This is a genomic window from Aestuariivirga sp., assembly GCF_047600585.1.
Classification (GTDB): domain Bacteria; phylum Pseudomonadota; class Alphaproteobacteria; order Rhizobiales; family Aestuariivirgaceae; genus Aestuariivirga.
Genome location: NZ_JASGKP010000001.1, coordinates 3,579,927 through 3,605,782, shown reverse-complemented (window position 1 = coordinate 3,605,782; position 25,856 = coordinate 3,579,927). Strand labels below are relative to the sequence as shown.

Here is a 25,856-nt window from a genome sequence, read left to right as displayed (position 1 = left end):
AGGGTTCAGCCGGGGCCAACCCGGAACCGGAGGGCTTGCGTATGACCTCCCGGATCACTGTCCAAGGCCACAAAAGGGCCTGTTTGTCTGCGTATCCCGATTTCCATTCCAACACCGGATTCCCCACATGCTGAAATTCCTGAGATTCATCCTTGCCTCGATCATGCTCGCGGGCCTTGCCGCCGGCAGCGTCCGCGCGGCCCAGAGCGAAGAGCCGATCACCCTCACCGACGACCAGCGCGCCGCCATCGCCAAGGTCAACGACTACATCAACAGCTTCCAGACGCTGCGCGGCGACTTCGTGCAGACGAGCGACAAGGGCCAGTCTGTCAAGGGCGTCGTGATGGTGAGCAAGCCCGGCAAGATCCGCTTCGACTATGCCCCGCCGAGCCCGCTCCTCATCGTCTCCGACGGCAAGTGGCTGACCATCAAGAACAAGGTCAAGGAGCGTGGCGACCAGGTGCCGCTCAAGGCCACGCCGCTCCGCCTCATCGTGGCGCCCAAGATCGATCTCCTGAGCGAGACCGCCGTGCTCTCTGTCGATGAAGCCGACGGCATCACCTCGATTGCACTCGCCGACAAGAAGGACCGCATGGGCGGCTACATCGTGCTCATGTACGACAACCAGAAGAACGAGCTGCAGCAGTGGATCATTGTCGACGGCAAGGGCCGCCGCACCACCGTGCAGTTCGCCAACCTGGAGAAGGATGTCGAACTGAACGAGAAGCTCTTCCTCGAAACCATCAAGCGCAAGGAAGTGCGGAACTGAGCGCAAGTGGAGCGGTTATCAACCGCTTCGTGGCACAGGCACTTCCCCGTTTGAATTTCAGCAGGGCCCATGGCATGTGAGTGCCATGGGCTTTTCTGTTGCAACCTGGAACATCAATTCGGTCCGTCTCCGGATCGATCTCGTGCACCGCTTCCTCAAGGAACATGAGCCGGACGTGCTCTGCCTGCAGGAGACGAAGTGCCCGCAAGGTCAGTTTCCGTCGGGGCGGCTGCGGGCGCTGGGCTACGAGCACATCGCCGAGTTCGGCCAGAAGGGCTATCACGGTGTGGCCATCGTCTCGCGCATTCCCTTTACCGAGCAGGCCTCCCATGATTTCTGCGCCAAGGGCGATTGCCGCCACGTCAGCGTGAGGCTGAACACGCCCGCGCCCACCGTGGTGCACAACTTCTACATTCCCGCAGGCGGCGACGAGCCCGATCCTGCCATCAACGAGAAATTCGCCCACAAGCTCTCCTTCCTCGACGAGCTCAAGAGCTGGACCACCAGCAAGGCAAGGCCCGATGGCCACGAGGCGATCCTGGTGGGCGATCTCAACATTGCTCCGTTGACGGAGGATGTCTGGTCGCACAAGGACCTGCTGAAGGTGGTGAGCCACACGCCCATCGAATGCGAGGCCCTGCTCGGGATCCAGAAGGCGGGCGGCTGGCACGACGTGATGCGCAAGCACGTGCCGCCATCGGAGAAGCTCTATACGTGGTGGAGCTATCGCGCCAAGGACTGGCTTGCCGCCGACCGGGGCCGCAGGCTCGACCATGTCTGGACATCGGAGAAGCTGGCGGAACGCAGCACCGGAATCCAGGTGCTGAAGGAGGCACGCGGCTGGCAACAGCCCTCGGACCACGTTCCGGTCATCGCGAGGTTTTCATAGCGCATCGGCCGAGCAAGTGGGTACCACTTGCGACGCGGAAGATGCGCCATAAATGAATCGCACATCGGGCGAGCAAGTGGGCACCACTTGCGACGCGGAAGATGCGCATCACAATTCATTAAAGTTGCGGATCTTGACGAGAAGGCCGCGCACCTTGTCGAGTTCCTTCACCGATCCGTCGAGCCGGCGCGAGATCGAGTGCAGCACCGAGCGGCCGAAGTCGGGATATTCGTCGGCGACGCGGAGGAAGAGCGAGTTGTCGATCCGCGCCGCAGTGACGGAGTCGTTGGCAATCGCCGTCACCGAATAGAGCGCGCCGCTGATCATCGCCATTTCGCCGAGGAACGAGCCGGGCTGGGCGACACCAAGCTCGATCTCGCCCTGCATGACACGCGCGTGCCCCGACATGATGAAGTAGGCTGAGGTGGCCTTCTTGCCCTGGGCGATGATGGGTTCACCCGGCAGGAAGGTCTGCCGCTCGGCAGCGAAGGCCATGACCTGAAGGGGAACGGTATCGCAATCCCGGAAGAGGGGAATTTGGCGCAGGCTCTCGGCATCGGCCCTGACACTCATGGCCGATTCGCCTTCTTTGCCCGTCCCGGCAGCCCGCCCAACATGATCCCCCTTTGCCCGCATGGGCCCGATTTGGCAAGGACGCCCCCTGCCCGAAAGCCGGGATGGTCCACATGGTTCCGCAGTTTTTCAGGGGTTTTCCGGTGTTTTATGAGCTGCGGGGTCCGCTCAGGCGCTTAAGGAAGAAGGCGGTAGCCGCCACCCTCGGTCACCAGGATCTCCGCGTGCGACGGGTCGCGTTCGATTTTCTGGCGCAGGCGGTAGATGTGCGTCTCCAGCGTGTGGGTGGAGACGCCCGCGTTGTAGCCCCAGACATCCTGCAGCAGGGTGTCGCGGCTGACGCTGGTCTCACCCGCCCGGTAGAGGAATTTGATGATCGCCGTTTCCTTCTCGGTGAGCCTGATCTTCTTGCCCGCCTCGGTGAGGAGCAGCTTCGAGGCCGGCTTGAAGGTGTAGGGCCCCACCCGGTAGACCGCATCCTCGCTGTGTTCGTGGCTTCTGAGTTGCGCCCGTACGCGGGCGAGCAGCACCGCAAAGCGGAAGGGCTTCACCACATAGTCGTTGGCGCCCGCATCGAGACCGAGGATGGTGTCGGATTCCGAGCCTTGCGCGGTGAGCATGATCACCGGGCTCTTCATGCCGTTGCGGCGCATGATCTTGCAGGCCTCGCGGCCATCCATGTCGGGCAGGTTGACGTCGAGGATGACGAGATCGACAGCGTCGGCCTTCAGCGCCTTGATGCCGGCGGTGGCGGTTTCCGCCTGGCTCACCTCGAACTCGTCGTGCAGCGAGAACTGGTCGGCCAGCGTGTCGCGCAGCGCATCGTCGTCATCGACGATCAGGATTTTCTTCTTGGCAGACATGAAAGGTCCTCTCGGGCTCATCCGCTCTTGCTGGGGCGGGGGTCACAGGGCAACACAAGACTTTGTGAAGAAAATGATACCACATCTTCACGGCCACGCGAGGCGGACGGCATTAACCCTGGGCAGGTGCCAGCGGGGGCCTTGCCCCGAAGATGGCCGAGCCCACCCGCACCGCGGTGGCTCCTTCGGCAATCGCCACGGCATAATCCGAACTCATGCCCATGGAGAGACCGGCAAGACCGTTTGCCTTCGCGAGGTTGGCGAGCATGCGGAAATGCGGGGCAGGGTCCTCATCGACCGGCGGTATGCACATCAGCCCTGCGAAGGTGAGGCCATGCTCCCTGGCTGATGCGGCGATGAAGCCCGCGACCTGGTCCGGTGCCAGCCCTGCCTTCTGCGGCTCGAGACCGGTGTTCACCTGCACGAGGAGCTTCGGTGACTTGTTCTGCCGCGCCATCTCCTTGGCAAGTGCTGCGGCAAGGCGGGGACGGTCCACCGTCTGGATCACGTCGAAGAGAGCAACAGCTTCCGCCACCTTGTTGGTCTGGAGGGGGCCGATGAGATGGAGTTCGATTCCCGGAAAGCGCTCTTTCAGCGCCGGCCACTTGCCCTTGGCTTCCTGCACCCGGTTCTCGCCGTAGATGCGGTGGCCCTCCTCCAGCACGGGGAGGATCGCGTCGGCGTCGTGGGTCTTAGTGACCGCGACGAGGGCGACATCCCCGGGATCGCGCCCGGCGCGGCGGCAGGCCTCTGCCATGTCGGCACGCACGGAACGGTAGGCGGAGAGGACGGGGTGAGACATTTGCGGCCTTATGGCCACGCTTGCGAGGCTTGGCAAGGACTGGTAGCAGCCTCGCAACCACCTGATTTCCGGCCTTTCCGAACAGAGCCCATTCATGTCCGCAAGCATCGAACGCTACAACCACCGCACCACCGAACCGAAGTGGCAGGCCCACTGGACCGAGGCCCGAAGCTTCGAGGCGAAGGAGGATACCTCCCGGCCCAAGTACTACGTCCTCGAGATGTTCCCCTACCCCTCGGGCCGCATCCACATGGGCCATGTGCGGAACTACACCATGGGCGACGTGATCGCCCGCTTCCGCCGCGCCGCAGGCTACAACGTGCTCCATCCCATGGGCTGGGATGCCTTCGGCATGCCGGCCGAGAATGCCGCCATCGAGCGCGGCGTCCACCCCAAGTCGTGGACCTACGAAAACATCGCCACCATGCGGAAGCAGCTCAAGTCCATGGGCCTGTCGCTGGACTGGTCGCGCGAGTTCGCCACCTGCGACCCCGACTACTACCGCCACGAACAGGCGATGTTCATCGACTTCATGGAGAAGGGCCTGGTCGAGCGGAAGTCCTCCAAGGTGAACTGGGATCCGGTCGACCACACGGTGCTCGCCAACGAGCAGGTGATCGACGGGCGCGGCTGGCGCTCAGGTGCGCTTGTCGAGCAGCGCGAGCTCTCGCAATGGTTCCTCAAGATCACGTCCTACTCGCAGGACCTGCTCGATTCCCTTGACCGCCTCGACAAGTGGCCGGACAAGGTGCGGCTGATGCAGCGCAACTGGATCGGCCGCTCGGAGGGCCTTTCGGTGCGCTGGGTGCTGGAGGGAGGGCCGGCCGGCCATACCGAGCTCGAGATCTACACCACCCGGCCCGACACGCTGTTCGGCGCCTCCTTCATGGCGATTGCGGCGGATCATCCGCTGGCCAAGGCCGCCTCCGAAAACAATCCCGAACTTGCAGCCTTCTGCGAGCAGTGCCGCCGCATGGGCACCTCGGTTGCGGCAATTGAAACGGCCGAGAAGATGGGCTTCAACACCGGCCTTTTCGCCCGCCACCCGCTCGACCCGAACTGGAAGGTGCCGGTCTACGTGGCGAACTTCATCCTCATGGACTATGGCACAGGCGCCATCTTCGGCTGCCCGGCGCACGACCAGCGCGACCTCGACTTCGCCCGCAAGTATGGCCTGCCCGTCATACAGGTTGTTCAGCCCACGGACGAAAAAATGGTGGCCCAGACGGCGAAGGATATCGCTGAGGGCACCGCCTATGATGGCGACGGCGTGATGATCAATTCGCACTTCCTCAACGGACTTGCGCCGGAAGCCGCTTTCAACGCGGTGGCTGCGAAGCTGGAAAAGGAAAACCTCGGCAACCGCCCTGTGGCGGCGCGCAAGGTGAACTTCCGCCTGCGTGACTGGGGTGTGTCGCGCCAGCGCTACTGGGGCTGCCCCATTCCGGTTATCCACTGCGAGACCTGCGGCATCGTTCCCGTGCCGAAGACGGACCTGCCGGTCCGCCTGCCGGAGGACGTGAGCTTCGACAAGCCGGGCAATCCGCTTGCCCACCATCCCACCTGGAAGCATGTGAACTGCCCCACCTGCGGCGGCAAGGCGACGCGCGAGACCGATACCTTCGACACCTTCATCGATTCCTCCTGGTACTACGCCCGCTTCTGCTCGCCCCATGCCAACGTGCCGGTTGATGCGGCGGCGGCGAAATACTGGATGGGTGTGGACCAGTACATCGGCGGCATCGAGCACGCCATTCTCCACCTGCTCTATTCGCGCTTCTATTCGCGCGCCATGCAGGCGACGGGGCACCTCCACATGGACGAGCCCTTCTCCTCGCTGTTCACGCAGGGCATGGTGGTGCATGAAACCTACAAGACGGAGGGCGGCGAATGGGTGCTGCCGTCTGATGCAACCAAGACCGACGCGGGCTGGGTGCATGTGAAGACGGGCGAGCCCCTCATCCTCGGCGGCATCGAGAAGATGTCCAAGTCAAAGAAGAACGTGGTCGACCCCGACACCATCATCGAGTCCTACGGCGCCGACACGGCCCGCTGGTTCATGCTCTCCGACACGCCGCCCGAGCGCGACATCGAATGGACGGACGCTGGTGCCGCCGGCGCCTGGCGCTTCACCCAGCGTCTCTGGCGCATGGTCAACGAAACGGCGGAGCTGGGTGCCACGGGCGCTCATGACGCCACGGGCCTGGCCCTCCGCCAGACGGCCCACCGCAGCATTGCCGCGGTCACCGACGATCTCTCCAACCTCCGCTTCAACCGCGCGATTGCCCGCCTCTATGAACTGGCCAATGCCGTTGGTGCCACGCTGCAGAAGACAGACCGGACATCCGGTGAGACGGCGGCGCTGCGCGAGGCGGTCGAAGCCCTCGTCCTGCTCTTTGCCCCGATGATGCCGCACCTTGCCGAGGAATGCTGGCAGGTGCTGGGGCATACGGTTCCAGTGGTCGATACCCCGTGGCCCAAGGCCGACCCGGCCCTCACCGCCCTCAACGAGGTGACCATCGCCATCCAGGTGAACGGCAAGCGCCGTGACGAGATCAAGGTGCCGAAGGGGGCGACACGGGAGGTTTTGGAGCCTATGGTTCTGGCACTTGAGTCGGTGACGCGGGCCCTTGACGGGAAGCCCGTGAGCAAGTTCATTGTCGTTCCAGACAGGATTGTGAACATCGTATGCGCCAACTAGCCGCCATCGCCCTGGCTGCCGTCCTGAGCCTCGTGCTCGCCGGCTGCGGATACCGTCCGCTGTACGGCACCGTGGCCGGCAGCAACAACGGAACCGTGGTGCAGAAGCTGGCCGACATCTCGATCGAGGAACAGCCGACCCGCGCCGGCCAGCTTGTGCGCAACGAACTGATCTCCACCATGGGTGGCGGCGGCAGCCACTATCTCCTCAAGCTCACGCTGAACGAGAACAACAACGCCGTCGCCTCGATCAAGAACACCCTGGTGAAGCGCCACCGTTACACCATCAACATCGGCTACCAGCTGATCGACAGCTCGACCGGCAAGCAGGTTGCGGGCGGGCGCAGCTTCAGCAACACCGACTTTGACGAGATCCGCGAGCCGGTGGCCGACATGCAGGCCTTCGAGAATGCCCGCGAGCGCGCAGCCCGGGAAGTGGCGCAGGACCTCCGCATCCGCCTGTCGGCCTTCTTCGCCTCCAAGAACAGCTGAGTCTCCGCCATGACCGCTGTCCGCGAGGCTGAGCTTGCATCCGCCTTGAAGCGGGGTGGGACTGCCTTGCGCGGCGTCCTCGTCTATGGTGGCGATGAGGTGCGGGTCGCAGGCGTGGTCGACCAGGTCGTAAAGACGATTGCCGCCCCCGAGGATGTGACGCGGCTTCCGGCAGCGACACTCCGCAGCGATCCCGTTCTGCTCGATGATGCGCTGCGCTCCCAATCTTTCCTCGGGGGACGCCAGCTTGTGCTGGTGAGCGAGGTGACCGACGTGCAGGCCAAGCTCATCGAGCCTGCCCTGTCGCTGCCGGCGCCTGCCAATTTTCTCGTGCTCTCGGCCGGAAGCCTTGGCAAGTCGTCGGCTCTGCGCAGCCTCTGCGAGGGGGCCAGCGATTTCCTCTGTGTGCCCGTCTACGAGGACCGCCCCGCCGACATTCTCGATCTGGTGACGAAGCGCCTTGCCGCGGCGGGCTTCCGTTTCGGAGACGAAGCGGCCGAGCGCTTCATGGCACTGTGCGGCACCGACCGGGCACTCGCCCTCAACGAGGCGGAGAAGCTGTCGCTCTACTGCATGGGCCAGACGGAGATTTCGGAAGCTGATGTGATCGCCTGCTGCGGCGACCAGGCGAGTTACGGTCTGGACGGTGCCATCGACGCGGTTCTGGCTGGCGATTCACTCGCCGCCGACCGCATGCTCCATTCCCTTGATGACAGTGACTGTCGCGCCGTGCTGCCCATTCTCGCAAGCCACGTGTCGCGGCTCTCGACCTTGCGCATCGATGCTGACAGGCTGGGCGGCATTGAAGCCGCACTCAGGACCGCCAAGCCGCCTGTGTTCTTTGGCCGCAAGCAGGCCTTTTCCCAGCAGCTCAAGGCGCTGGACAGCGATGCCGTGCTCAGAGTGCAGTCGGCGGTGGAGAAGGCCGTCGAGGACTCGCGGCGCTTCCCGGATCTCGCCAACGGCATCGTCAGCCGCCTGTTCTTCTCGCTTGCGGCGGAAGCGCGGCGCGGCCTGCGGGGTTGATCATCCGTAGACGGATCAATTTCAGCCGCGGGTGAGGCGGCGGAAAACCTCGTCGAGCTGGTCGAAGTTCTTGTAGGTGATGACGAGCTGGCCGCCTTCGCCCTTGTGGTTGAGCGAGACGTTCAGGCCGAGCGCATCGCGGATCGCCTTTTCCATGGCGCGGGTATCGGCATCCTTCTCGGCGCTGCCGCCCTTCTTGCCCTTGGTCGTCTTGGTGCGTGTCAGGTCTTCCGCCTGGCGCACCGTCATGCCGAGCTTGATGATCTTCTCGGCCAGTTCCTGCGGGCTGTCGGTGGCGACAAGGGTGCGGGCGTGGCCGGCCGAGAGCGTTCCGGTTTCGATCAAGGTCAGCACCGAGTCGGGCAGCGTCTGCAGGCGGAGCGTGTTGGCGATGTGGCTGCGGCTCTTGCCGATCGAATCGGCGAGCTGCTGCTGAGTGTAGCCGTACTGGTCGATGAGCTGCTTGTAGGCGCGCGCCTCTTCCAGCGGATTGAGATCGGCACGCTGGACGTTTTCGATGAGGGCGATTTCCAGCGTCTCGCGGTCGTCGAGATCGCGCACCAGCACCGGCACGTCATGGATCGAAGCACGCTGCGCCGCGCGCCAGCGCCGTTCGCCGGCGACGATCTCGTACATGCCGCCCGTTGCCGGACGCACCACGATCGGCTGCAGCAGACCCTTCTCGCGCAGCGACTTCGCCAGCGTCTCGAGGTCTTCCTCGGCGAAGTGCTTGCGCGGGTTCAGCGGGTTCGCCTTGATCATGTCGATCGGCACATGCTTCAGGCTGCGCACATCGGCGACGACGGCGTCCTCGGAGACATCGTCTCCGATCAGTGCTGCAAGTCCCCGGCCCAGCCGCCGCTTTTGAGCCTGTGTCATAGGTATTCGTTCCTTTTATATCTTTTTATTCTAGAGCGCCTGTAGATGCCCTTCAGGCGGCCCGCAGATCGCGCTCGCGGCGAATCACTTCCGACGCCAGCTTGATGTAGGCCTGGGAGCCGACGCAGTCGTGATCGTAGAGCAGCACGGGGCGGCCGTAGGACGGCGCTTCCGAAACGCGAACATTGCGCGGAATGACCGTGTCGTAAACCTTTTCGCCGAGCACGCTGCGCACGTCCTGCGCCACCTGCTCCGAGAGCGAATTGCGGCGGTCGAACATGGTCAGCACCACGCCCTGAATGATGAGCTTCGAATTCAGCGTCGCCTTCACGCGCTCCACCGTCTTGAGGAGCTGGCTCAGGCCCTCCAGCGCGAAGAACTCGCACTGCAGCGGCACCAGGATAGCGTCAGCCGCGGCCAGCGAATTGATGGTGAGAAGGTTGAGGGAGGGCGGGCAGTCCACCAGGATGTAGGAGTAATTCCGGCCGGCCTCGGTCATGCGCTTGATCGCGTCCTGCAGGCGGTAGGTCTTGCGCTCGAACTCGGCCAGCTCCAGCTCCGCACCCAGAAGGTCGATCGTTGCGGGGGCGCAATGAAGATTGGGGATGCCCGAATCCTTGATCACGTCGGCCAATTCGGCCTCGCCGATCAGGACATGGTAGGACGACTTCTGCTGCGCCGGGTGCTTGATGCCAAGCCCGGTGCTGGCATTGCCCTGGGGGTCGAGGTCGATCACCAGAACCTTCTCGCCCACGGCGGCGAGCGCCGTGCCGAGGTTGATGGCGGTGGTCGTCTTGCCGACGCCGCCCTTCTGGTTTGCAATGGCTAGAATGCGGGGACGGGACTCAGTCTGAGCCTCGGGTTTCGACAGGTTCTGTTGGGACACGGTGGGCCTCCTCAACCTCCAGAATGACAGCTCGCGAATCGGTCAAACTTCGGTGTGCATCAAACCGGATTCTCCAAGATTTTGCGGCTTGGGTCAATTCGGTGTCGATATCTTGTCCCTTGTGGAAAAGCCCCCGGGCGCCCGACGCGAGGAAGGGCTCGGCCCAGGCGAGAAGCGTCTCGAGGGGTGCCAAGGCGCGGGCCGTCACCACCTGTACCACCGGACGCACCTGATTCGGCACCTCTTCGAGGCGGGTGAGATGGACCGTCCCTCTGGCCCCGCACTGGCGCAGCGCCTCGCGCAGGAAGGCCGCCTTCTTGCCGTTCGATTCGTAGAGGTGCGCCTCCGCCCCGGAGGCGATGGCAAGCGGAAGGGCCGGAAAGCCGCTGCCCGAGCCCAGGTCGGCAAAGGCGGTGGTGCCGGCGGGCAGGAGGTGGAGCAGCTGCAGGCTGTCCAGCACGTGGCGTTCCCAGATTTCCGGAATGGAGCCGGGCGAGATCAGGTTGATGCGCTGCTGCCAGGTGAGGAGGAGGTCCACGAAGGCTTCGACCCTGGTCCATGATTCACGTGAAACATTGAGCCCAAGGGCGGCCTCCCGGGCCTGGTCACGGGTCATGGCGGCCATGGGAGAGCCCTACCCGGCCTTGCGGTCAGACCGCCTGGCAATACCGGCAAGCACCGTGGTCAGGGCGGCGGGCGTCATGCCGTCCACCCGGAGCGCCTGCCCCACAGTCGCCGGGCGGACCCGGGTCAGCTTCTGGCGGAGCTCCATCGAGAGCCCGGGAAGGGCGTGGTAGTCGAGGTCGGCCGGGATGGCCTCCTGGTCACCCTCACGGAAGCGCTCGATCTCCCGGCGCTGGCGGTCGGCATAGCCGGCATAGAGGGCATCCGCCTCGAGGGCAGTGCGCACGTGGGCGGGCAGGCCCTTCAGGTCGGGCCAGATGTCAGCCAACCGGTCGAGGGTGACCTCCGGCATGGCGAGAAGCTGGAAGGCGGTACGGGTCTGGCCATCCTGGTTGACCTTGAGCCCGGCCTTGAGGGCGGCGGCCGAAGTGAGGGCGAGCGACTGCATCAGGGCGCGGCCTGCCGTGATCGCGTCCATGCGGGCTGTGAAGGCCCTCTCGCGGGCGGGGCCTACCAGCCCGAGGGCGAGGCCCTTGGCGGTCAGGCGCTCGTCGGCATTATCGGCGCGGAGGCTGAGGCGGTATTCCGCCCGGCTGGTGAACATACGGTAGGGTTCGCTCACCCCCCGGGTGACGAGATCGTCGACCATGACGCCGAGGTAGCCGTCGGCCCGGTCGAAGTGGGCGGGTTCACCGCCCGAGGCCGTGCGGGCGGCATTGAGGCCGGCGATCAGGCCCTGTGCCGCCGCCTCCTCATAGCCCGTGGTGCCGTTGATCTGCCCCGCCAGGAAGAGCCCGGGAAGGCGCTTTACGGCAAGGGCGTGGGTCAGCTCCCGGGGGTCCACATGGTCATACTCGATGGCATAGCCGGGGCGAATGATGCGGACATCCGCGAGGCCGGGCAGGGTGCGGATGAAGGCATCCTGGACATCCTCAGGCAACGAGGTCGAGATGCCGTTGGGGTAGACCGTATCGTCGTCGAGCCCTTCCGGCTCGAGGAAGACCTGGTGGGACTCCTTGTCGGCAAAGCGGTGGATCTTGTCCTCGATCGAGGGGCAGTAGCGCGGACCCACCCCGGAGATCTGGCCGCTGTAGAGGGGCGAGCGGGCGATGTTGCTGGCGATGATCCGGTGGGTCTCGGCCGTGGTGTGGGTGATGTGGCAGGAGATCTGGGGGGTGGTGATCGCCGTGGTCAGGAAGGAGAAGGGCTCGGGCGGATCGTCGCCCTGCTGCTCTTCCAGCATCTCCCAGCGGATGGTCTTGCCGTCGAGGCGGGCAGGCGTACCGGTCTTGAGGCGGCCCATCTGCAGGCCGAGGGCGGCAAGCTGTTCCGAGAGCCCACGGGCCGGAGCCTCACCGACACGGCCAGCCGGGATCTTCTGTTCACCGATGTGGATGAGGCCGTTCAGGAAGGTCCCGGTGGTCAGCACCACGGCGACGGCGGAGAGCACGCGGCCATCCTCGAGTGTTACACCGGCGACCCGGCCGTCCCGGATGACGAGGCCATGGGCAGCCCCTTCGACGACCGAGAGATTGTCCTGCGCCGTGATCGCGGCCTGCATGGCGTTGCGGTAGAGCTTCCGGTCAGCCTGGGCGCGTGGGCCGCGCACCGCCGGGCCCTTCGAGCGGTTGAGCATGCGGAACTGGATTCCGGCGGCATCGGCGACGCGTCCCATGAGACCGTCGAGGGCATCGATCTCGCGGACGAGATGACCCTTGCCCAAACCACCGATGGCAGGATTGCACGACATCTCGCCCACCGTCGCGAAGCGGTGGGTGAGCAGCGCCGTCACGGCACCTGCACGCGCCGAAGCCGCCGCCGCTTCGCAGCCGGCATGGCCGCCACCGATCACGATCACATCAAAGCCGTTCGTCATGGGTCCCGTCGAGTCTGATCCGTTTACGGAGGATTAACCAGCCAAGCAAAACGGGCTTGCGTTTCACGTGAAACACTACTTGCCGATACAGAAGGCGCTAAAGATTTCCCCGAGCAGGTCTTCAACATCCACGCGGCCCGTGACACCCGAAAGTGCCGCGGCAGCCTTTCGCATATCTTCCGCGATGAACTCAAGGCCCCGGCCATCCTGAGCGATGGCATGGTGAAGATGGGAGAGCGCCGTTTCGACCGCCTTGCGATGACGCTCCCGCACCACCACCGCATCCTCGCCAAGGTCGTTGCGCCTGCGAATCGAATCCTCCAGCGCCTCCCTGAAGGCGGCGAGCCCTTCGCCCGACTTGACCGAGAGCGGCCATACCCCGGACTCCCCCGTCACACGTGAATCAGCAGGCGCAAGGTCGACCTTGCTCAACACCCGGAAGTCGGGCCGGCGGGGCGGCTCTTCCATCGTCACAGCATCCACCGCCTCCATCCAGACGAGGATGTCGGCATCATCGACGGCACGCAGCGTCCGCTTCATGCCTTCCTGTTCGATGACGTCGGTCGTGCCGCGATGGAGGCCCGCGGTATCGGAGATGAGGATGGGCAGACCCGCCATGACGAGGAAGGACTCGACCACGTCGCGCGTCGTGCCAGCGATGGGCGAGACGATGGCCGCTTCGCGTCCACTCAGCCAGTTGAGGAGGGAGGACTTGCCGGCATTGGGAGGACCGGCGAGCACCACGCGCACGCCGCGCCGCACTTGCGCGGCGCGATCCGCCTGGGCCAGCGCCGCGGTGAAATCCGTGATCAAAGTCTGCATCACTGCGCGAGAGTCATCGGCGGCGCGCAGCGCCACGTCATCCTCTTCGGAGAAGTCGATCGCTGCTTCGATGAGGGCGAGCGCCCGCACCAGTTCGCTGCGCCACGTCTCGTAGCGCTGGCTGGCGTCACCCAGAAACTGCCGCATGGCGAGACGGCGCTGCGTCTCCGATTCAGCCTCGAGCACATCGGCAAGACCTTCGACCTGCAGGAGGTCGAGCTTGCCGTTGCGGAAGGCGCGCCGGGTGAAGGCGCCACGCTCGGCGAGGGCGAAGCCCTCGGCACGGCCGAGCATCTTGAGGGCGGTGGAGACGATGGCTGGAGAGCCGTGAAGGTGGAGTTCGGCCATGTCCTCGCCGGTTGCCGTTCCGGGTCCGGGAAGCCAGAGTACGAGGGCCTCATCGAGGATGCTGCCGTCCTCCTGCGCGAGGCGTCGGAGGGCGGCGCGGCGGGGTTCAGGCGGCGTCGCGCCGAACACGCCGAAGACCTCTCCGGCCTTCGGGCCGCTGACACGGACGACCGCCACTCCGGCCCTACCCGGGCCGGATGACAGCGCAAAAATGGTGGTGTCCTGATTCATTTCGGATTCGAATCGATACTATCCCGAACCCGCGGCGGCCCCGGCGAGGCCCTTCCGCCCGAGGCCTCAGCCTCAGGCGTTTCCTCACGCATTCATGGAATCGAAGAAGTCGCTGTTGCCCTTGGTCTGGCGGAGCTTGTCGAGCAGGAACTCGATGGCATCCACCGTGCCCATGGGGTTGAGGATGCGGCGGAGCACGTAGGTCTTCTTGAGGGTGTCCGCCTTGACCAGCAGCTCTTCCTTGCGGGTGCCGGAGCGGAGGATATCGATCGACGGGAAGACGCGCTTGTCGGCCACCTTGCGGTCAAGGATGATTTCCGAGTTGCCGGTGCCCTTGAACTCTTCGAAGATCACTTCGTCCATGCGGCTGCCGGTGTCGATCAGTGCGGTGGCGATGATGGTGAGCGAGCCACCCTGTTCGATGTTGCGGGCGGCACCGAAGAAGCGCTTCGGGCGCTGCAGGGCGTTGGCATCCACACCGCCGGTCAGCACCTTGCCGGAGGACGGCACCACGGTGTTGTAGGCGCGGCCCAGGCGGGTGATCGAGTTCGAGCAGGATGACCACATCGCGGCCATGCTCGACGAGGCGCTTCGCCTTCTCGATCACCATTTCGGCGACCTGGACGTGGCGCGAGGCCGGCTCGTCGAAGGTGGAGGAAATGACCTCTCCCTTCACCGAGCGCTGCATGTCGGTCACTTCTTCGGGACGCTCGTCGATGAGGAGGACGATCAGGTAGCACTCCGGGTGATTGGTGGTGATGGAGTGGGCGATGTTCTGGAGGAGCACGGTCTTGCCGGTGCGCGGAGGAGCGACGATCAGGCCGCGCTGGCCCTTGCCGAGCGGCGCCACGATGTCGATGACGCGGGGCGAGAAGTCCTTGCGGGTCGGATCGGCGATTTCCATTTCCAGGCGCTCGTCCGGATAAAGCGGCGTCAGGTTGTCGAAATGCACCTTGTGGCGGACCTTTTCCGGGTCCTCGAAATTGATCGTGTTCACCTTGACGAGGGCGAAGTAGCGCTCGCCATCCTTCGGGCTGCGGATCTGGCCTTCGACGGTGTCACCGGTCTTGACGCCGAACTTCCGGATCTGGCTGGGGCTCACGTAGATGTCGTCGGGGCCGGGGAGGTAATTGGCCTCTGCCGAGCGCAGGAAGCCGAAGCCGTCCTGCAGCACTTCGACCACGCCTTCGCCGATGATCTCGACGGTGCGGGCGGCAAGGTTCTTGAGGATTGCAAACATGAGCTCCTGCTTGCGCAGCGAGCTGGCATTCTCGACCTCGAGCTCTTCGGCGAGGCTCACAAGCTCTGCAGCCGACTTGCGCTTCAATTCGGAGAGCTTGATCTCCTTAAGGTCACTGATACTGGTCATTCCATCAACTTGAAAATAGGGCCGGGATCAGCAGACGGGCGTCGCAACAACCGGCGAAGGGGGAGGGGTGCTGCCGAACGGCAGTGACGCTCATGTAGCAGTTCGGACGGAAAATGAAAAGCCCCAACCGCGTGCAAGCGAAGCGGGCGCCACACGCCTCAGGAGAAGGGCCGCACGATCACCGCAATGACGATGACGATCAGCAGCACCGTCGGGATCTCGTTGATGATCCGGAAGTAGCGCGACGGCTTCACGCGCAGTCCGTCACGGAACTCCCGCACATGGCGCTCGAGCAGGCCGTGGAAGGCCAGCATGCAGACCACCGCCGTCACCTTGATCGCGAACCACGGCTCCGACAGCGACAACGCAAGCACATGCCAAAGGCCGAGGCCGGTGATGAGGACAACCACGAGGGCCGGCCGCATGATGGCCTTCAGCAGGCGCCGTTCCATGACGAGGAAGGTCTGGTCGGTCTCGCTGCCCACCGGCTTGTCGGCGTGATAGACGAAGAGCCGGGGCAGGTAGAACAGCCCGGCCATCCAGGAAATCACCGCCAGGATATGGATGACCTTCAGCCAGAGATACATGGACGTCAGGCCCTACCGTCGGTCTTGCGGATGGCGTCAAGAAGTGCCGTCACGTGCTCCGGCGGAGTGTGCTGCAGGATGCCATGGCCAAGATTGAAGACGTGGCGCGCCATGGGCACTTCGCGGCAGATCGCTTCCGTGCCCGCAATCATGTCTGCGCCGCCCGCCATCAGGCGTTCAGGGGCCAGGTTGCCCTGCACGGCAACACCGGTGGGGAGTTCCTTCAGAACGTCCGACAGCCTCGTGTCCTGTTCGACGCTCACCGCATTGGCGTGGGTGGCGCGGGCGAGTGCCGCATGACCCGTCCCGATGCCGCGGCCGAAGACGATGATGGGCAGACCGGGGAAGACTTTCCGTACGCCATCAACGACACGGGCAATCGGCTCATGCACCCAGCGGGCCCGCAGGCCCTCCGGCAGATCGCCAGCCCAGCTGTCGAAGATCTGCAGGACTTCCGCACCCGCCTTCACCTGCCCGACCAGGTAGTCGATCGAGGTCTCGACCAGACGGTCAACGAGACGCACGAACCACGGCTCCGCCTTCGCCGCCGCCGCCAGTGCGACTGCGCGGTCAGACCCGCGGCCCTCGATCATGTAGCTCGCCACTGTCCACGGCGCGCCGCAGAAACCGATCAGCGTCACGTGCGGCGCCAGCCCTGCCTTCACCTTGCCGAGGGTTTCATAGACGCGCTCGAACTGCCAGGCGCCCTTCGCATCGGAGAGGGCATTCACCTCGTCCATGTTGCGCACGAGAGAGAGAACCGGCCCTTCGTTCTCGACGAACTTCAGGTCAGACCCCATGGCATGCGGCACGACCAGAATATCGGCGAAGACGATGGAGGCATCGAAGTCGTACCGGCGCAAGGGCTGCAGAGTCACCTCCGCTGCCAGGTCGGGCTTGTAGCACAGATCAAGGAACGACCCCGCCTCCTGACGCACCGCCCGGTATTCGGCGAGATAACGTCCGGCCTGTCTCATCAGCCATACCGGCCTCCTCTCGGGAGTCTTGCCGGTCAATACATCCAGGAGCGCTTTGCCCACGTCGTCTTCCTTAAGAAAGAGTTAATTCTTCTGATGAGTCTGTTGGCCTGTGGGAATCCGGGATAACGGGGAGAAAAGCAAGCGGGGATGACAAATTAACCCATCGTTAAGGCTTTTGGCGCGCTTTCCCGCCGTTTCCATTCTCAACACCCCAAACACTCCCATCCACCGCCCTCTCCGGATTCAGCCGCCGGCCCCGGGTTTTCCCCAGAGCCGCCCGCACCCGTCCCGGACTTACCCACGCTCACAATCCCCAGCACTGTGGAGAACATCGCCCGGCTATATATAATGTGTCGAGCGGTCGCTGCCTTGCGCCAGGACAAGGGCCATTTCCACCGTGCACCGGCTGGTCTAGACCTTGCCGTCATGAGCATGATCATCCTCGCCTCCCAGAGCAAGGCCCGCCGCGCATTGCTGACAAGGGCCGGGGTGAACTTCACAGCCCTCTCGCCCGACTATGACGAGGATGCCGCCAAGCGCCAGAACCCGGGATTGGACGGCACTGCCTTGGCGAGCCTCCTCGCGACGGGGAAGGCCACCGCCGCTTCCCTGCAGCATACTGACGCGGCGGTGATCGGCGCCGACCAGACCCTCTCCTGCGACGGCCGTCTCTACGACAAGCCGGGAAGCCGGAGCGCCGCGCGCCAACAGCTTCTTGATCTGCGCGGCAAGACCCATGTGCTGGCTTCGGCGGTGGCCCTTGTCCGCGGCGGCACTCTCCTCTGGTCCACCGTTGAGGAGGCCCGGATCACCTTCCGGACCTTTTCAGAGGCCGCCCTCGACAGCTATCTTGACGAAGCAGGGGAAGACATTCTCTTTTCTGTCGGGGCCTATCACTATGAGGGGATCGGCCTCCGGCTGATGGAAAGCGTTGAGGGCAGCGATCACGTGATCCTCGGCCTTCCCGTCCTGCCGCTTCTCGCGTGTCTTCGTGTCAAGGGTTTCATTGCGCCATGATCAAGGCCTGTGTCATCGGTTTCCCCATCAAGCATTCGCGCTCGCCCATGATCCATGGCCACTGGCTGAAGCGGTTCGGCATCGAGGGCGAGTATGGCCGCGTCGAAGTGCGGCCCGAGGAGCTCCGTGAATTCCTCGGCACATTGCCGGAGCGTGGATACGCCGGCTGCAACATCACGCTGCCGCACAAGGAGCCCGCCTGCAATTACGTGCAGAACCTCGATGACCGCGGCCAGCGCACCGGCTCGATCAACACCGTCTATGTCCGCGACGGCCAGACCTTCGCGACCTCGACCGACGGCGAAGGCTTCGTCGAAAACATTCTCTGGCGCCTGCCCGGCTTCAGTTTTGCAGGCAAGACGGCGCTCATTCTCGGCGCGGGCGGCACCTCGCGCGCCCTCATCGACGAGATGCTGCGGCGCGGGCTGGCCCGCGTGCTGCTCGCCAACCGCACGCCCGAGAAGGCGGAGAAAATCGCCAAGGCCTTCCCCGGCAAGGTGACGACGGTGGCGCTCGCCCAACTTGACAAGAGCCTGGCCGAAACCGACCTGCTCATCAACGCCACCTCGGCCGGTGTGGCCGATGCCGCCAAGATCAGCGTGCCCTTCGCCAAGCTGAAACAGGACGCGGTGGTGACCGACGTGAACTACGTGCCGCTCGTCACACCCTTCCTGCAGGAGGCGAAGGCGCATGGTCACCCGATCGTGCCCGGCCTCGGCATGCTGCTGCATCAGGCGGTGCCGGGCTTTGCCCTGTGGTTCGGCAAGCGCCCCGTGGTGGATGAAGATCTCTACCGCCTGATCGCCCGCGACATCGATCCCGGATATGCGGGATGATCGTCATCGGCCTCACCGGCGGCATCGCCATGGGAAAGTCCGAAGTGGCGAAGGTCTTCGTGAGCGAGGGAATTCCGGTTTTCGATTCCGACCGCGAGGTGCACAGGCTCTATGACAGCAAGGAAGGCGCTGATCTTCTCGCGGCTCTCGCACCTTCTGCCGTGAGTGACGGCAAGGTTGACCGCACGGCGCTCAGTGCCCTGGTGCTTGCCGATCCGGCGCTGCTTGCGAAACTCGAAGCACTCGTCCATGCCGAAATCCGCACCCGCCGCCAGGCCTTCATCGCCGCGGAAAAATCAAAGGGCACGGAGATGGTGGTGCTGGATGTGCCGCTTCTTCTCGAAACGGGTGGCGACAGGGATGTGGATGTGACGGTGGTGGTCTCGGCCGGCGAAGAGATCCAGCGCCGCCGGGCACTCGCCCGCCCCGGCATGACCGAGGAAAAGCTCGCGCTCGTTCTGAAGCGGCAGATGGCGGATGCGGAAAAGCGCCGCCGCGCCCATCACCTCATCGAAACAACGGGGACAATCGAGGAGTTGCGGGCGCGCGTGCTTGCAGTCATCGCGCAAATCCGCAAAGAGAAGCGATCATGAGCCGCGAAATCATTCTCGATACGGAAACGACAGGCATCTCCCCGGCGGAGGGCCATCGCATCGTCGAGATCGGCGCCATCGAACTTCTGAACCATGTGCCCACCGGCCGCACCTTCCATGTCTACATCAATCCCGAACGTGACATGCCGAAGGAGGCGGAGGCGGTGCACGGGCTCTCGTCTGCCTTCCTCAAGGACAAGCCGGTGTTCAAGACGATCGCGCAGGAGTTCATCGACTTCGTGAGCGATGCGGTGCTGGTCATCCACAACGCCAGCTTCGACATGGGCTTCATCAATGCCGAGCTCTCCTACCTCGACCGTCCGCCGATCGACATGGGCCAGGTCGTGGACACCCTCGCCATCGCGCGGCGCAAGCACCCCATGGCCTCGAACAGTCTCGATGCACTCTGCAAGCGCTACGGCATCGATAACAGCAAGCGCACCAAGCACGGCGCACTGCTCGATGCCGAACTTCTCGCCGATGTCTATATCGAGCTTCTGGGCGGGCGGCAGACGGCGCTCAATCTGGTGGGCAGCGGACAGGTGACGGAACGCATTTCCGTCTCGGTGACGGCGATCACCAACGCGGTTCAGCCGCGGCCGGCAGCGCTCGCGCCCCGCCTCAGCGAGGCGGAACGCCAGGCCCATCAGGCTCTGGTGGAAAGCCTGGGGCCGTCGGCGCTCTGGGCCGACGCGCCGAAGACCCTGCAGTAGATCAGATCGGAAGAGATCAGGCCGAGGTGGCAGCCTGCTGCTTCATCCGCTGCTGATACATCGAGGCGAAGTCGATGGGGTCCAGCATGAGCGGCGGGAAGCCGCCGTTCCGCGTGGCGTCCGCCATGATCTGGCGGGCGAAGGGGAAAAGCATGCGCGGGCATTCGATCAGCACGGCCGCCTGCACCACGTTCTTGGGGAAGTTCTCGAGGCGGAAGATGCCAGCATATAGAAGCTCGGCCGCGAAGACCACGTGGCCGCCGCCCGTCGCCTTGGCATCAAGGTGAAGCTCCACCTCGAACTCGGTGGGCGACAGGTTGCGGGCATTGACGTTGACCGCGATGTTGATGTCGGGCTGGCTCGACTGGGGGGCGAGCGACGCCGGCGCATTGGGGTTCTCGAAGCTGAGGTCCTTCAGGTACTGGCCGAGGATCTTGAAGGTGGGCGTGGTGCCCGGTGCTGGTTCCGGCGCAGTCAAGGGTGCGGAAGGGGCCGCAACCCGGGGTTCGGCCGCTTCCGCCGCCTTGGCGGGGCTACCGTTCGATTTTGCTGCCGGTTTTGCCGCGGCCTTCGCCGCCGGCTTTGCTGTCTTGGTTACCTTTGCCATAGCCTCGTCTCCTCGCCGCAGTCGCCGGCCTAGCCGGGAATCACCCGCCAGCTAACATGAAGGTGTGCGGCCTGCAATGACGAGACGCAAGGTGCATCAGCCGGGCAGGAGCGGTGGAACGCAAAAAAATGCCGCCGTGACGGCCCCATTTCCGGCCAGCTTGGGGTCGATGCTTTGGACTTTGATTGCGGCGCTCAAGTTTCTATATGTGGACTTTGGCATCTGCTGGCATTTGGACCTTGATGAACTCGCTCTTTGATCCGCTGAACCTGATCCTCCTCGCCATCGCCGTGGTGGTGTTCTGGAAGCTGCGCTCCGTGCTGGGCACGCGCACCGGGCTGGAACGCCCGCCGGCGGAACCCGTGGTGCTGAAACCGCGCACCGCTCCCGGCCCCCAGGCCGAGACCTCGCCGCCCCTGGGTGTTGACGACCGCGAACCGCCGAAGCCGGTCTGGCACGGCCATGCCGAGGAGGGCTCAGCGACCGCCAAGGCCCTCGAGGCGATTGCCCAGAAGTCACCCGACTTCAAGGTCGGCCCCTTCATTGAAGGCGCGAAGGTTGCCTATGAGATGGTGCTGCAGGCCTATGCCGACGGCAACAAGCAGGCGCTGAAGCCGCTGCTCGGACCGGATGTGATGCAATCCTTCTCGGCCGCCATCGACCGCCGCAAGGCGGAGGGCTCGCGCTTCGTCTTCCAGTTCGTGGGCGTGAATACCGCGACGCTGACCCGCGCCGATCTCACCGGCCGCACCGCCAGCCTCACGCTCCGCTTCCGCAGCCAGATGATCCAGGGCGTGGTCTCCCGCGATGGCGAGACCGTGGAGGGCGACGACAAGGCGATCCGCGAGGTCGAGGACATCTGGACCTTCGAGCGCGACGTGACGAGCCGCGATCCCAACTGGACACTGGTCGCAACCGATGACGACATCGGCTGATGAGGCATCGTCGGCTGCGCTGAAGCGGGTTCGCCTCGAACCGGTTTCCTTTTCATCCCTGCACGGCATCGACAAGGACGATCTCGGCGCAAGCCTCGCCGCGTTCCGGCGTCAGGCCCGCGAGATCATCGAAGGTGGTGCCGGCTTCTCGCGGCTCGTGCTCTTCGGCGGCCGCCGCGACGACTGGCTGCCCACATGCAACGCAGCCCTTGCGGCCACGGATGCGCACCCATTTTTCGCCAGCCACTTCCAGCCCTACCGGGTTCACGCCTACGACCGGCCGGACGGTCTCTTCACCGGCTACTATGAACCGGAAGCAGACGGCAGCCGCGAGGCGCGTGCCGGCTACGATGTTCCGGTCTACCGCAAGCCTGATGATCTCGTGCCCTTCACGGAAGCGGAAGAACAGAAGACGGGATTGAAGTACGGCCGCCGCGTGAAAGGTGTTGCCGCCCCCTACATCACCCGGCGCGAGATTGAAGAAGGCGCGCTCAAGGGCCGCGGTCTTGAGCTCTGCTATCTCAGGAGCTGGGTCGATGCCTTCTTCATCCACATCCAGGGATCGGGCCGCGTGCGCCTTCCCGATGGCACGTCGCTCCGCCTTTCCTATGCGGCGAAGAGCGGGCTTCCCTACACCAGCATCGGTGCCGTTCTCGCCGAGCGCGGCGTCATCGCCCGCGAAGCAATGTCGATGCAGGCACTGCGCACGTGGATGGCGGCGCATCCGCAGGACGCGCGCAAGCTCATGTGGGAGAACCGCTCCTTCGTCTTCTTCCGCGAGATCGCCGTCGAGGATGAGACACTGGGCGCGGTGGGTGCCGCGCGCGTTCATCTGACGCCGCACCGCTCCATGGCGGTCGACCGCGCCAACTGGATGTTTGGCACGCCCTTCTGGATCGAGACGCACTATCCGCCAGAAGCAAAGCGCAAGGATCACGGGCTGTCGCGCCTGATGATCGCGCAGGACACGGGCTCGGCGATCAAGGGTTTCGTGCGTGGCGATTTCTACTGGGGCTGGGGCAGCGAGGCGGAGCTGATCGCCGGCCACATGAAAAGCCCGGGCCGCATGACCGCACTGCTCCCCCATGCGGTGGCCGCCTCACTGGGGCTGCCGCGATGAAACGTCCGCACACCGATCTTGCCGATCACGCCCTGTGGGACGAGGTGAAGCGCACCATCACGCCCCTGAAGACGCCGCGCCCCACGCCGCAGCCGCCGGGTGTTGCGGCGAAGGCATCGCATGCCAGTCACACCAGCCATGCAGTGTCCCATGCGCCCCGCATGGAGCACCGGCAGGCGTCATCGCCGCCGCCGCTTGCCGCCTTCGACCGCCGCACCGCGCAGAAGCTGTCGCGCGGGCAGGTGGAGCCCGATGCGCGGATCGATCTGCACGGCCACGGCCTCGAAGTGGCGCGCATGCAGCTCTATCATTTCCTCGAGCGCGAGCGGCGCAACGGCAGCCGCCTCGTGCTGGTGATCACGGGGAAGGGTGCGTCGCCCTTCGCCCGCCACACGCTGCACGGCACCGGCTTCTTCCATGCGCCCGAGCGCGAAGGCCGGCTCCGGCGCGAGGTGCCGATGTGGCTCAACGAGCATGTCTTCCGCGAACATGTTTCGGGATTGCAGCCGGCGCATCCGCGCCACGGCGGCGGCGGGGCCTATTATCTCCGCCTGCGCCGCAGGCCGGAGCACGGCTGATGACGCCCTTCGGCGTCAAGCTCCGGGAACTGCGCGAGGCGCGCGGCGTCTCGCTCGCCGACATGGCAGCCGAACTCGGCATTTCGAGCGCCTATCTCTCGGCCCTCGAACACGGCAAGCGCGGGCGGCCCTCCTGGTACCTCATCCAGCGCATCATCGCCTACTTCAACATCATCTGGGACGATGCCGAACAGCTCCTCGGGCTGGCCCGCATCAGTCACCCCCGGGTGACCATCGACACCTCCGGCCTCGACCCCCGCGCCACGGAATTTGCCAACCGGCTGGCGCTGGCTATCAAGGACCTCGACCGGGACGCGCTGGACGATCTCATGCGGGTGCTCGACGCCCGCCGCCGCAAGCCGCCGGGCTGACAACCGCTCGCCGGACTGCTTTCTTTTGTTCCCCAAAATTAATCTTGCGCAAATTTAGGTCTTGGCACAGCATATGAACGAAGCCGCGTCCCATAAGAAAAACAGGCGGCCGGGAGGAAGTGGCCGAGGCAGACCATGGCAGAAAAGGCCGACAGTGAGCTTGTCCGGCGGCAAAACCGCCTGCTCGTGCTGGGCGCGCTCCGCCAGCACGGCGCATCGGCGCGCGTCGATCTCGGACGCCTGACCGGGTTGTCCCCCGCCTCCATCACCACCATCTGCGCCCAGCTCATCAGCGAAGGTATCATCAGCGAGGAAAGCCTGCCGGTCGTCACCCCGCCCTCGGGCAAGCGCGGGCGGCCCACGGTGCGGCTTGCCCTCAATCCCGGCGCGGCACTGGTGCTGGCGGTCAAGATCTCCATCGACGACGTGATGATCGTCCTCACCGATTTCCGCGGCGAGACGCTGGCCCGCACCGAAGTCCGCCTGCCCACCTATGACGCGGGCCGCGACCGCTTCGGTGCGGCGCTCGCCGACGAGATCGCCGCCTTCCTCGCCACCCAGGAGATCGCCCCCCGGCGGATTTCCAGGATCGGGGTCGCCATCCAGGGCCTCGCCGACAGCCGCAGCGGCTCCATCGTCTGGTCGCCCGCCTTCAAGGAGGGCGACATTCCCGTGGCGCACGCACTGGAAGAACGCTTCGCCGTTCCCTGCTTCGTCGCCAACGATGCCAACATGATTGCCGAGGGCCTCGTCTCCGCCGACCGGGTTCGTTACGGGGGAGTCACGGCTGCCATCTTCACCGGCTATGGCGTCGGCATGGGTGTCATCATCAACGGCGAGGTCTTCCACGGCGCCACCGGGGCTGCCGCCGAGTTCGGCCACATGAACCACATTCCCGATGGCGCGCTCTGCCGTTGCGGCCGCAAGGGCTGCGTCGAGGCCTATGTGGCGGACTACGGCATCCTCCGCCATTACATGGGCGAAACGGAGAAGGAGGCGCCACGCTCCGCCGTCTCGGAAGCGACCATGATCGGCCTCCACCAGAAGGCCAAGGCGGGAGATGCGAAGGCCCGCGCCGCCTTCGAACTGGCAGGCGCTGCCCTGGGCTATGGCATCGGCCGTGTCATCTCCATCCTGAACCCCGACCGCATCGTGCTGGCGGGGCCCGGACTGCAAACCTCCGAACTGATGGAACAGGCCATGCGCGAGGCGCTGGAGAAAAGCGTGGTCGAGGTGCTGCGCCGCGACGTTGCGCTGGAGCAGGTCCGTTTCAGTGACGACATGATCATCCGCGGCACCGTCGATGCATTGTTGCGCATCATCGACCGCGACGTATTTGCGATAGCAACACCGCAGGCCGCAAGCCTGCTTGCCGCGCAGGCAGGCTAGCGGGCGATGCAGAAGAGCGACGACTTCCTGGCCGCAGGTTGCCGCTACTTCCTTCTGGTGGCCGAGGCGGGCTCCGTGCGCGCCGCCGCCCGGCAGGCGAACACCGCCGCCTCCGCCATCAGCCGCCAGATCGCACTTCTCGAGGCAAGCCTCGGCATCGCGCTTTTCGAACGCAGCGGCCGCACCCTGCGACTGGCACCTGCCGGCGAAGAACTGCGCCGGGCGCTGACCTCGTCCGCCCTCCTTCACGAGCAGGCGCTGGACCGCCTCAACGCGCTGCGCGGTCTCAAGAGCGGCAAGGTCCGGATCGCCACGGTGGAAAGCGTTTCGGGCGCGCTGCTGCCGCGCATCCTCGATGACTTCGCGACGCGCCATCCCGGCCTTCAGCTTGCGGTCACGGTGGCGGGCTCCGATGCAGTCACCGAACTCGTCCGCGACAATGCCGCCGATGTGGGCTTCACCTTCAATCCCACAAGCTTCGAAGGCCTCGGCATCGCCCACACGCAGGACATGCCACTGGGCGCCATCGTCACGCCGCAGCATCCGCTGGCGAAGCTGGCGCGCGTGACGCTGAAGGATTGCCTCGCCCATCCTGTGGCCTGGCCCGCCCGCGGCCTCAGCCTGCGGAGCCTGCTCGATCCCGTGGCCCGGCGGCAGAAGCTGCTGGTGAAGCCCGCGATCGAATGCAATTCCCTCCGCGTCATGGCAAGCCTTGCGGCGCGCGGCCTCTGCGTTGCCTTCCAGACGCCGATCGGAATCGAGCAGGAACTGAGCGACCGCCGCCTGCGTTTCATTCCATTGGCCGACCGCAACATTCCGCCCGACCGGATGATGCTGGTGCACCGCCCCGGACTCGACGGCCATGCCGCGGCCACGGCCTTTCTCGAACACGCCCGCACCCGCATGGAGAAGCTTTTCGCTGTGCCAAAAAATCGAACAGTGCGTGGCAAATAATTGGGCTGTCTGGAACAGTGACAGCGT

The 25,856-nt window shown here is 64.9% G+C and carries 26 protein-coding genes and 1 pseudogene; 15 read left to right on the top strand and 12 right to left on the bottom strand.

The window, feature by feature from the left end; genetic code table 11:
• Window positions 1–127: 127 nt before the first annotated feature.
• Together QM801_RS17695 and QM801_RS17690 are read left to right on the top strand one after the other, a co-directional pair.
• Entirely contained in the window at window positions 128–769 is a 642-nt protein-coding gene (locus tag QM801_RS17695; protein WP_415020525.1) for a LolA family protein, read from the top strand.
• 85 nt (window positions 770–854) lie between these two features.
• Entirely contained in the window at window positions 855–1,658 is an 804-nt protein-coding gene (locus QM801_RS17690) for an exodeoxyribonuclease III (protein ID WP_415020524.1), read from the top strand.
• A 108-nt stretch (window positions 1,659–1,766) separates the two neighbouring features.
• On the opposite strand, the gene QM801_RS17685 is transcribed toward QM801_RS17690, so the two are convergent.
• From QM801_RS17685 to QM801_RS17675, 3 genes are all read right to left on the bottom strand, one after another.
• Window positions 1,767–2,231 carry a cyclic nucleotide-binding domain-containing protein gene (locus tag QM801_RS17685; protein ID WP_415020523.1) on the bottom strand — a complete coding sequence of 155 codons (465 nt, stop codon included), beginning with the start codon at window positions 2,229–2,231 and terminating at the stop codon, window positions 1,767–1,769.
• Between the two features lie 176 nt (window positions 2,232–2,407).
• Window positions 2,408–3,094 carry a response regulator transcription factor gene (locus tag QM801_RS17680; RefSeq protein ID WP_415020522.1) on the bottom strand — a complete coding sequence of 229 codons (687 nt, stop codon included), beginning with the start codon at window positions 3,092–3,094 and terminating at the stop codon, window positions 2,408–2,410.
• Between the two features lie 112 nt (window positions 3,095–3,206).
• Complete coding sequence (locus QM801_RS17675) at window positions 3,207–3,896, bottom strand: YggS family pyridoxal phosphate-dependent enzyme (RefSeq protein WP_415020521.1); 690 nt, start codon at window positions 3,894–3,896, stop codon at window positions 3,207–3,209.
• Between the two features lie 94 nt (window positions 3,897–3,990).
• On the opposite strand from QM801_RS17675, the gene leuS reads away from it, so the two are divergent.
• The 3 genes from leuS to holA are packed head-to-tail and all read left to right on the top strand — an operon-like array spanning window position 3,991 to window position 8,114.
• On the top strand, window positions 3,991–6,597 hold the full coding sequence (gene leuS / locus QM801_RS17670; protein WP_415020520.1) for a leucine--tRNA ligase: 2,607 nt from the start codon (window positions 3,991–3,993) through the stop codon (window positions 6,595–6,597).
• On the top strand, window positions 6,585–7,088 hold the full coding sequence (gene lptE, locus QM801_RS17665) for an LPS assembly lipoprotein LptE (RefSeq protein ID WP_415020519.1): 504 nt from the start codon (window positions 6,585–6,587) through the stop codon (window positions 7,086–7,088). Before leuS ends, lptE begins: the two co-directional genes overlap by 13 nt.
• A 9-nt stretch (window positions 7,089–7,097) precedes the next feature.
• On the top strand, window positions 7,098–8,114 hold the full coding sequence (gene holA, locus QM801_RS17660) for a DNA polymerase III subunit delta (RefSeq protein ID WP_415020518.1): 1,017 nt from the start codon (window positions 7,098–7,100) through the stop codon (window positions 8,112–8,114).
• A gap of 21 nt (window positions 8,115–8,135) precedes the next feature.
• On the opposite strand, the gene QM801_RS17655 is transcribed toward holA, so the two are convergent.
• The 8 genes and pseudogenes from QM801_RS17655 to hemE all read right to left on the bottom strand — a co-directional run bounded on the left by QM801_RS17655 (window position 8,136) and on the right by hemE (window position 16,776).
• Window positions 8,136–8,993 (bottom strand): ParB/RepB/Spo0J family partition protein, encoded by an 858-nt coding sequence (locus tag QM801_RS17655; RefSeq protein WP_415020517.1) that lies wholly within the window; start codon window positions 8,991–8,993, stop codon window positions 8,136–8,138.
• Between the two features lie 52 nt (window positions 8,994–9,045).
• Window positions 9,046–9,879 carry a ParA family protein gene (locus tag QM801_RS17650; protein WP_415020516.1) on the bottom strand — a complete coding sequence of 278 codons (834 nt, stop codon included), beginning with the start codon at window positions 9,877–9,879 and terminating at the stop codon, window positions 9,046–9,048.
• Window positions 9,839–10,504: a 16S rRNA (guanine(527)-N(7))-methyltransferase RsmG gene (rsmG, locus tag QM801_RS17645; protein ID WP_415020515.1), complete on the bottom strand. Its 666-nt coding sequence runs from the start codon at window positions 10,502–10,504 to the stop codon at window positions 9,839–9,841. Before rsmG ends, QM801_RS17650 begins: the two co-directional genes overlap by 41 nt.
• 9 nt (window positions 10,505–10,513) lie before the next feature.
• Window positions 10,514–12,379 (bottom strand): tRNA uridine-5-carboxymethylaminomethyl(34) synthesis enzyme MnmG, encoded by a 1,866-nt coding sequence (mnmG, locus tag QM801_RS17640; protein WP_415020514.1) that lies wholly within the window; start codon window positions 12,377–12,379, stop codon window positions 10,514–10,516.
• Window positions 12,380–12,454: 75 nt separating this feature from the next.
• Window positions 12,455–13,780: a tRNA uridine-5-carboxymethylaminomethyl(34) synthesis GTPase MnmE gene (mnmE, locus tag QM801_RS17635; RefSeq protein ID WP_415020513.1), complete on the bottom strand. Its 1,326-nt coding sequence runs from the start codon at window positions 13,778–13,780 to the stop codon at window positions 12,455–12,457.
• Window positions 13,781–13,864: 84 nt separating this feature from the next.
• Window positions 13,865–15,149: pseudogene (gene rho / locus QM801_RS17630) on the bottom strand (transcription termination factor Rho).
• 158 nt (window positions 15,150–15,307) lie between these two features.
• Entirely contained in the window at window positions 15,308–15,736 is a 429-nt protein-coding gene (gene hemJ, locus QM801_RS17625) for a protoporphyrinogen oxidase HemJ (RefSeq protein WP_415020512.1), read from the bottom strand.
• 5 nt (window positions 15,737–15,741) lie between these two features.
• Window positions 15,742–16,776, bottom strand: coding sequence for a uroporphyrinogen decarboxylase (gene hemE / locus QM801_RS17620; RefSeq protein WP_415020511.1), 1,035 nt, complete (start codon window positions 16,774–16,776; stop codon window positions 15,742–15,744).
• Between the two features lie 366 nt (window positions 16,777–17,142).
• Between hemE and QM801_RS17615 the strand changes: the two genes are divergently transcribed.
• Genes QM801_RS17615 through dnaQ form a run of 4 tightly spaced genes read left to right on the top strand, consistent with a single transcriptional unit; the run spans window position 17,143 to window position 19,875 of the window.
• On the top strand, window positions 17,143–17,733 hold the full coding sequence (locus QM801_RS17615; RefSeq protein ID WP_415020510.1) for a Maf family protein: 591 nt from the start codon (window positions 17,143–17,145) through the stop codon (window positions 17,731–17,733).
• The gene (locus tag QM801_RS17610) at window positions 17,730–18,569 is read left to right on the top strand and encodes a shikimate dehydrogenase (RefSeq protein WP_415020509.1); all 840 of its coding nucleotides are present in this window, start codon (window positions 17,730–17,732) and stop codon (window positions 18,567–18,569) included. The genes QM801_RS17615 and QM801_RS17610 overlap by 4 nt, the downstream gene beginning before the upstream one ends.
• Window positions 18,566–19,162 (top strand): dephospho-CoA kinase, encoded by a 597-nt coding sequence (gene coaE / locus QM801_RS17605; protein ID WP_415020508.1) that lies wholly within the window; start codon window positions 18,566–18,568, stop codon window positions 19,160–19,162. Before QM801_RS17610 ends, coaE begins: the two co-directional genes overlap by 4 nt.
• Window positions 19,159–19,875, top strand: a complete 717-nt coding sequence (dnaQ, locus tag QM801_RS17600) for a DNA polymerase III subunit epsilon (protein ID WP_415020507.1) — start codon at window positions 19,159–19,161, stop codon at window positions 19,873–19,875. The genes coaE and dnaQ overlap by 4 nt, the downstream gene beginning before the upstream one ends.
• Window positions 19,876–19,891: 16 nt before the next feature.
• Here the strand turns inward: dnaQ and secB are convergent, their stop codons facing one another.
• Window positions 19,892–20,482 (bottom strand): protein-export chaperone SecB, encoded by a 591-nt coding sequence (gene secB, locus QM801_RS17595; RefSeq protein WP_415020506.1) that lies wholly within the window; start codon window positions 20,480–20,482, stop codon window positions 19,892–19,894.
• Between the two features lie 242 nt (window positions 20,483–20,724).
• Here secB and QM801_RS17590 point away from each other — a divergent pair, with 242 nt between their 5' ends.
• From QM801_RS17590 to QM801_RS17565, 6 genes are all read left to right on the top strand, one after another.
• Complete coding sequence (locus QM801_RS17590) at window positions 20,725–21,417, top strand: Tim44/TimA family putative adaptor protein (RefSeq protein WP_415020505.1); 693 nt, start codon at window positions 20,725–20,727, stop codon at window positions 21,415–21,417.
• Window positions 21,401–22,537, top strand: coding sequence for a murein transglycosylase A (locus QM801_RS17585; protein WP_415020504.1), 1,137 nt, complete (start codon window positions 21,401–21,403; stop codon window positions 22,535–22,537). Before QM801_RS17590 ends, QM801_RS17585 begins: the two co-directional genes overlap by 17 nt.
• A complete protein-coding gene (locus QM801_RS17580; protein ID WP_415020503.1) occupies window positions 22,534–23,115 on the top strand; it encodes a Smr/MutS family protein in 582 nt (193 codons plus the stop codon). Before QM801_RS17585 ends, QM801_RS17580 begins: the two co-directional genes overlap by 4 nt.
• Complete coding sequence (locus QM801_RS17575) at window positions 23,115–23,486, top strand: helix-turn-helix domain-containing protein (protein ID WP_415020502.1); 372 nt, start codon at window positions 23,115–23,117, stop codon at window positions 23,484–23,486. The genes QM801_RS17580 and QM801_RS17575 overlap by 1 nt, the downstream gene beginning before the upstream one ends.
• A gap of 135 nt (window positions 23,487–23,621) precedes the next feature.
• Window positions 23,622–24,875, top strand: a complete 1,254-nt coding sequence (locus tag QM801_RS17570) for an ROK family protein (RefSeq protein WP_415020501.1) — start codon at window positions 23,622–23,624, stop codon at window positions 24,873–24,875.
• 6 nt (window positions 24,876–24,881) lie between these two features.
• On the top strand, window positions 24,882–25,829 hold the full coding sequence (locus QM801_RS17565; protein ID WP_415020500.1) for a LysR family transcriptional regulator: 948 nt from the start codon (window positions 24,882–24,884) through the stop codon (window positions 25,827–25,829).
• The last annotated feature ends 27 nt before the right edge of the window (window positions 25,830–25,856 follow it).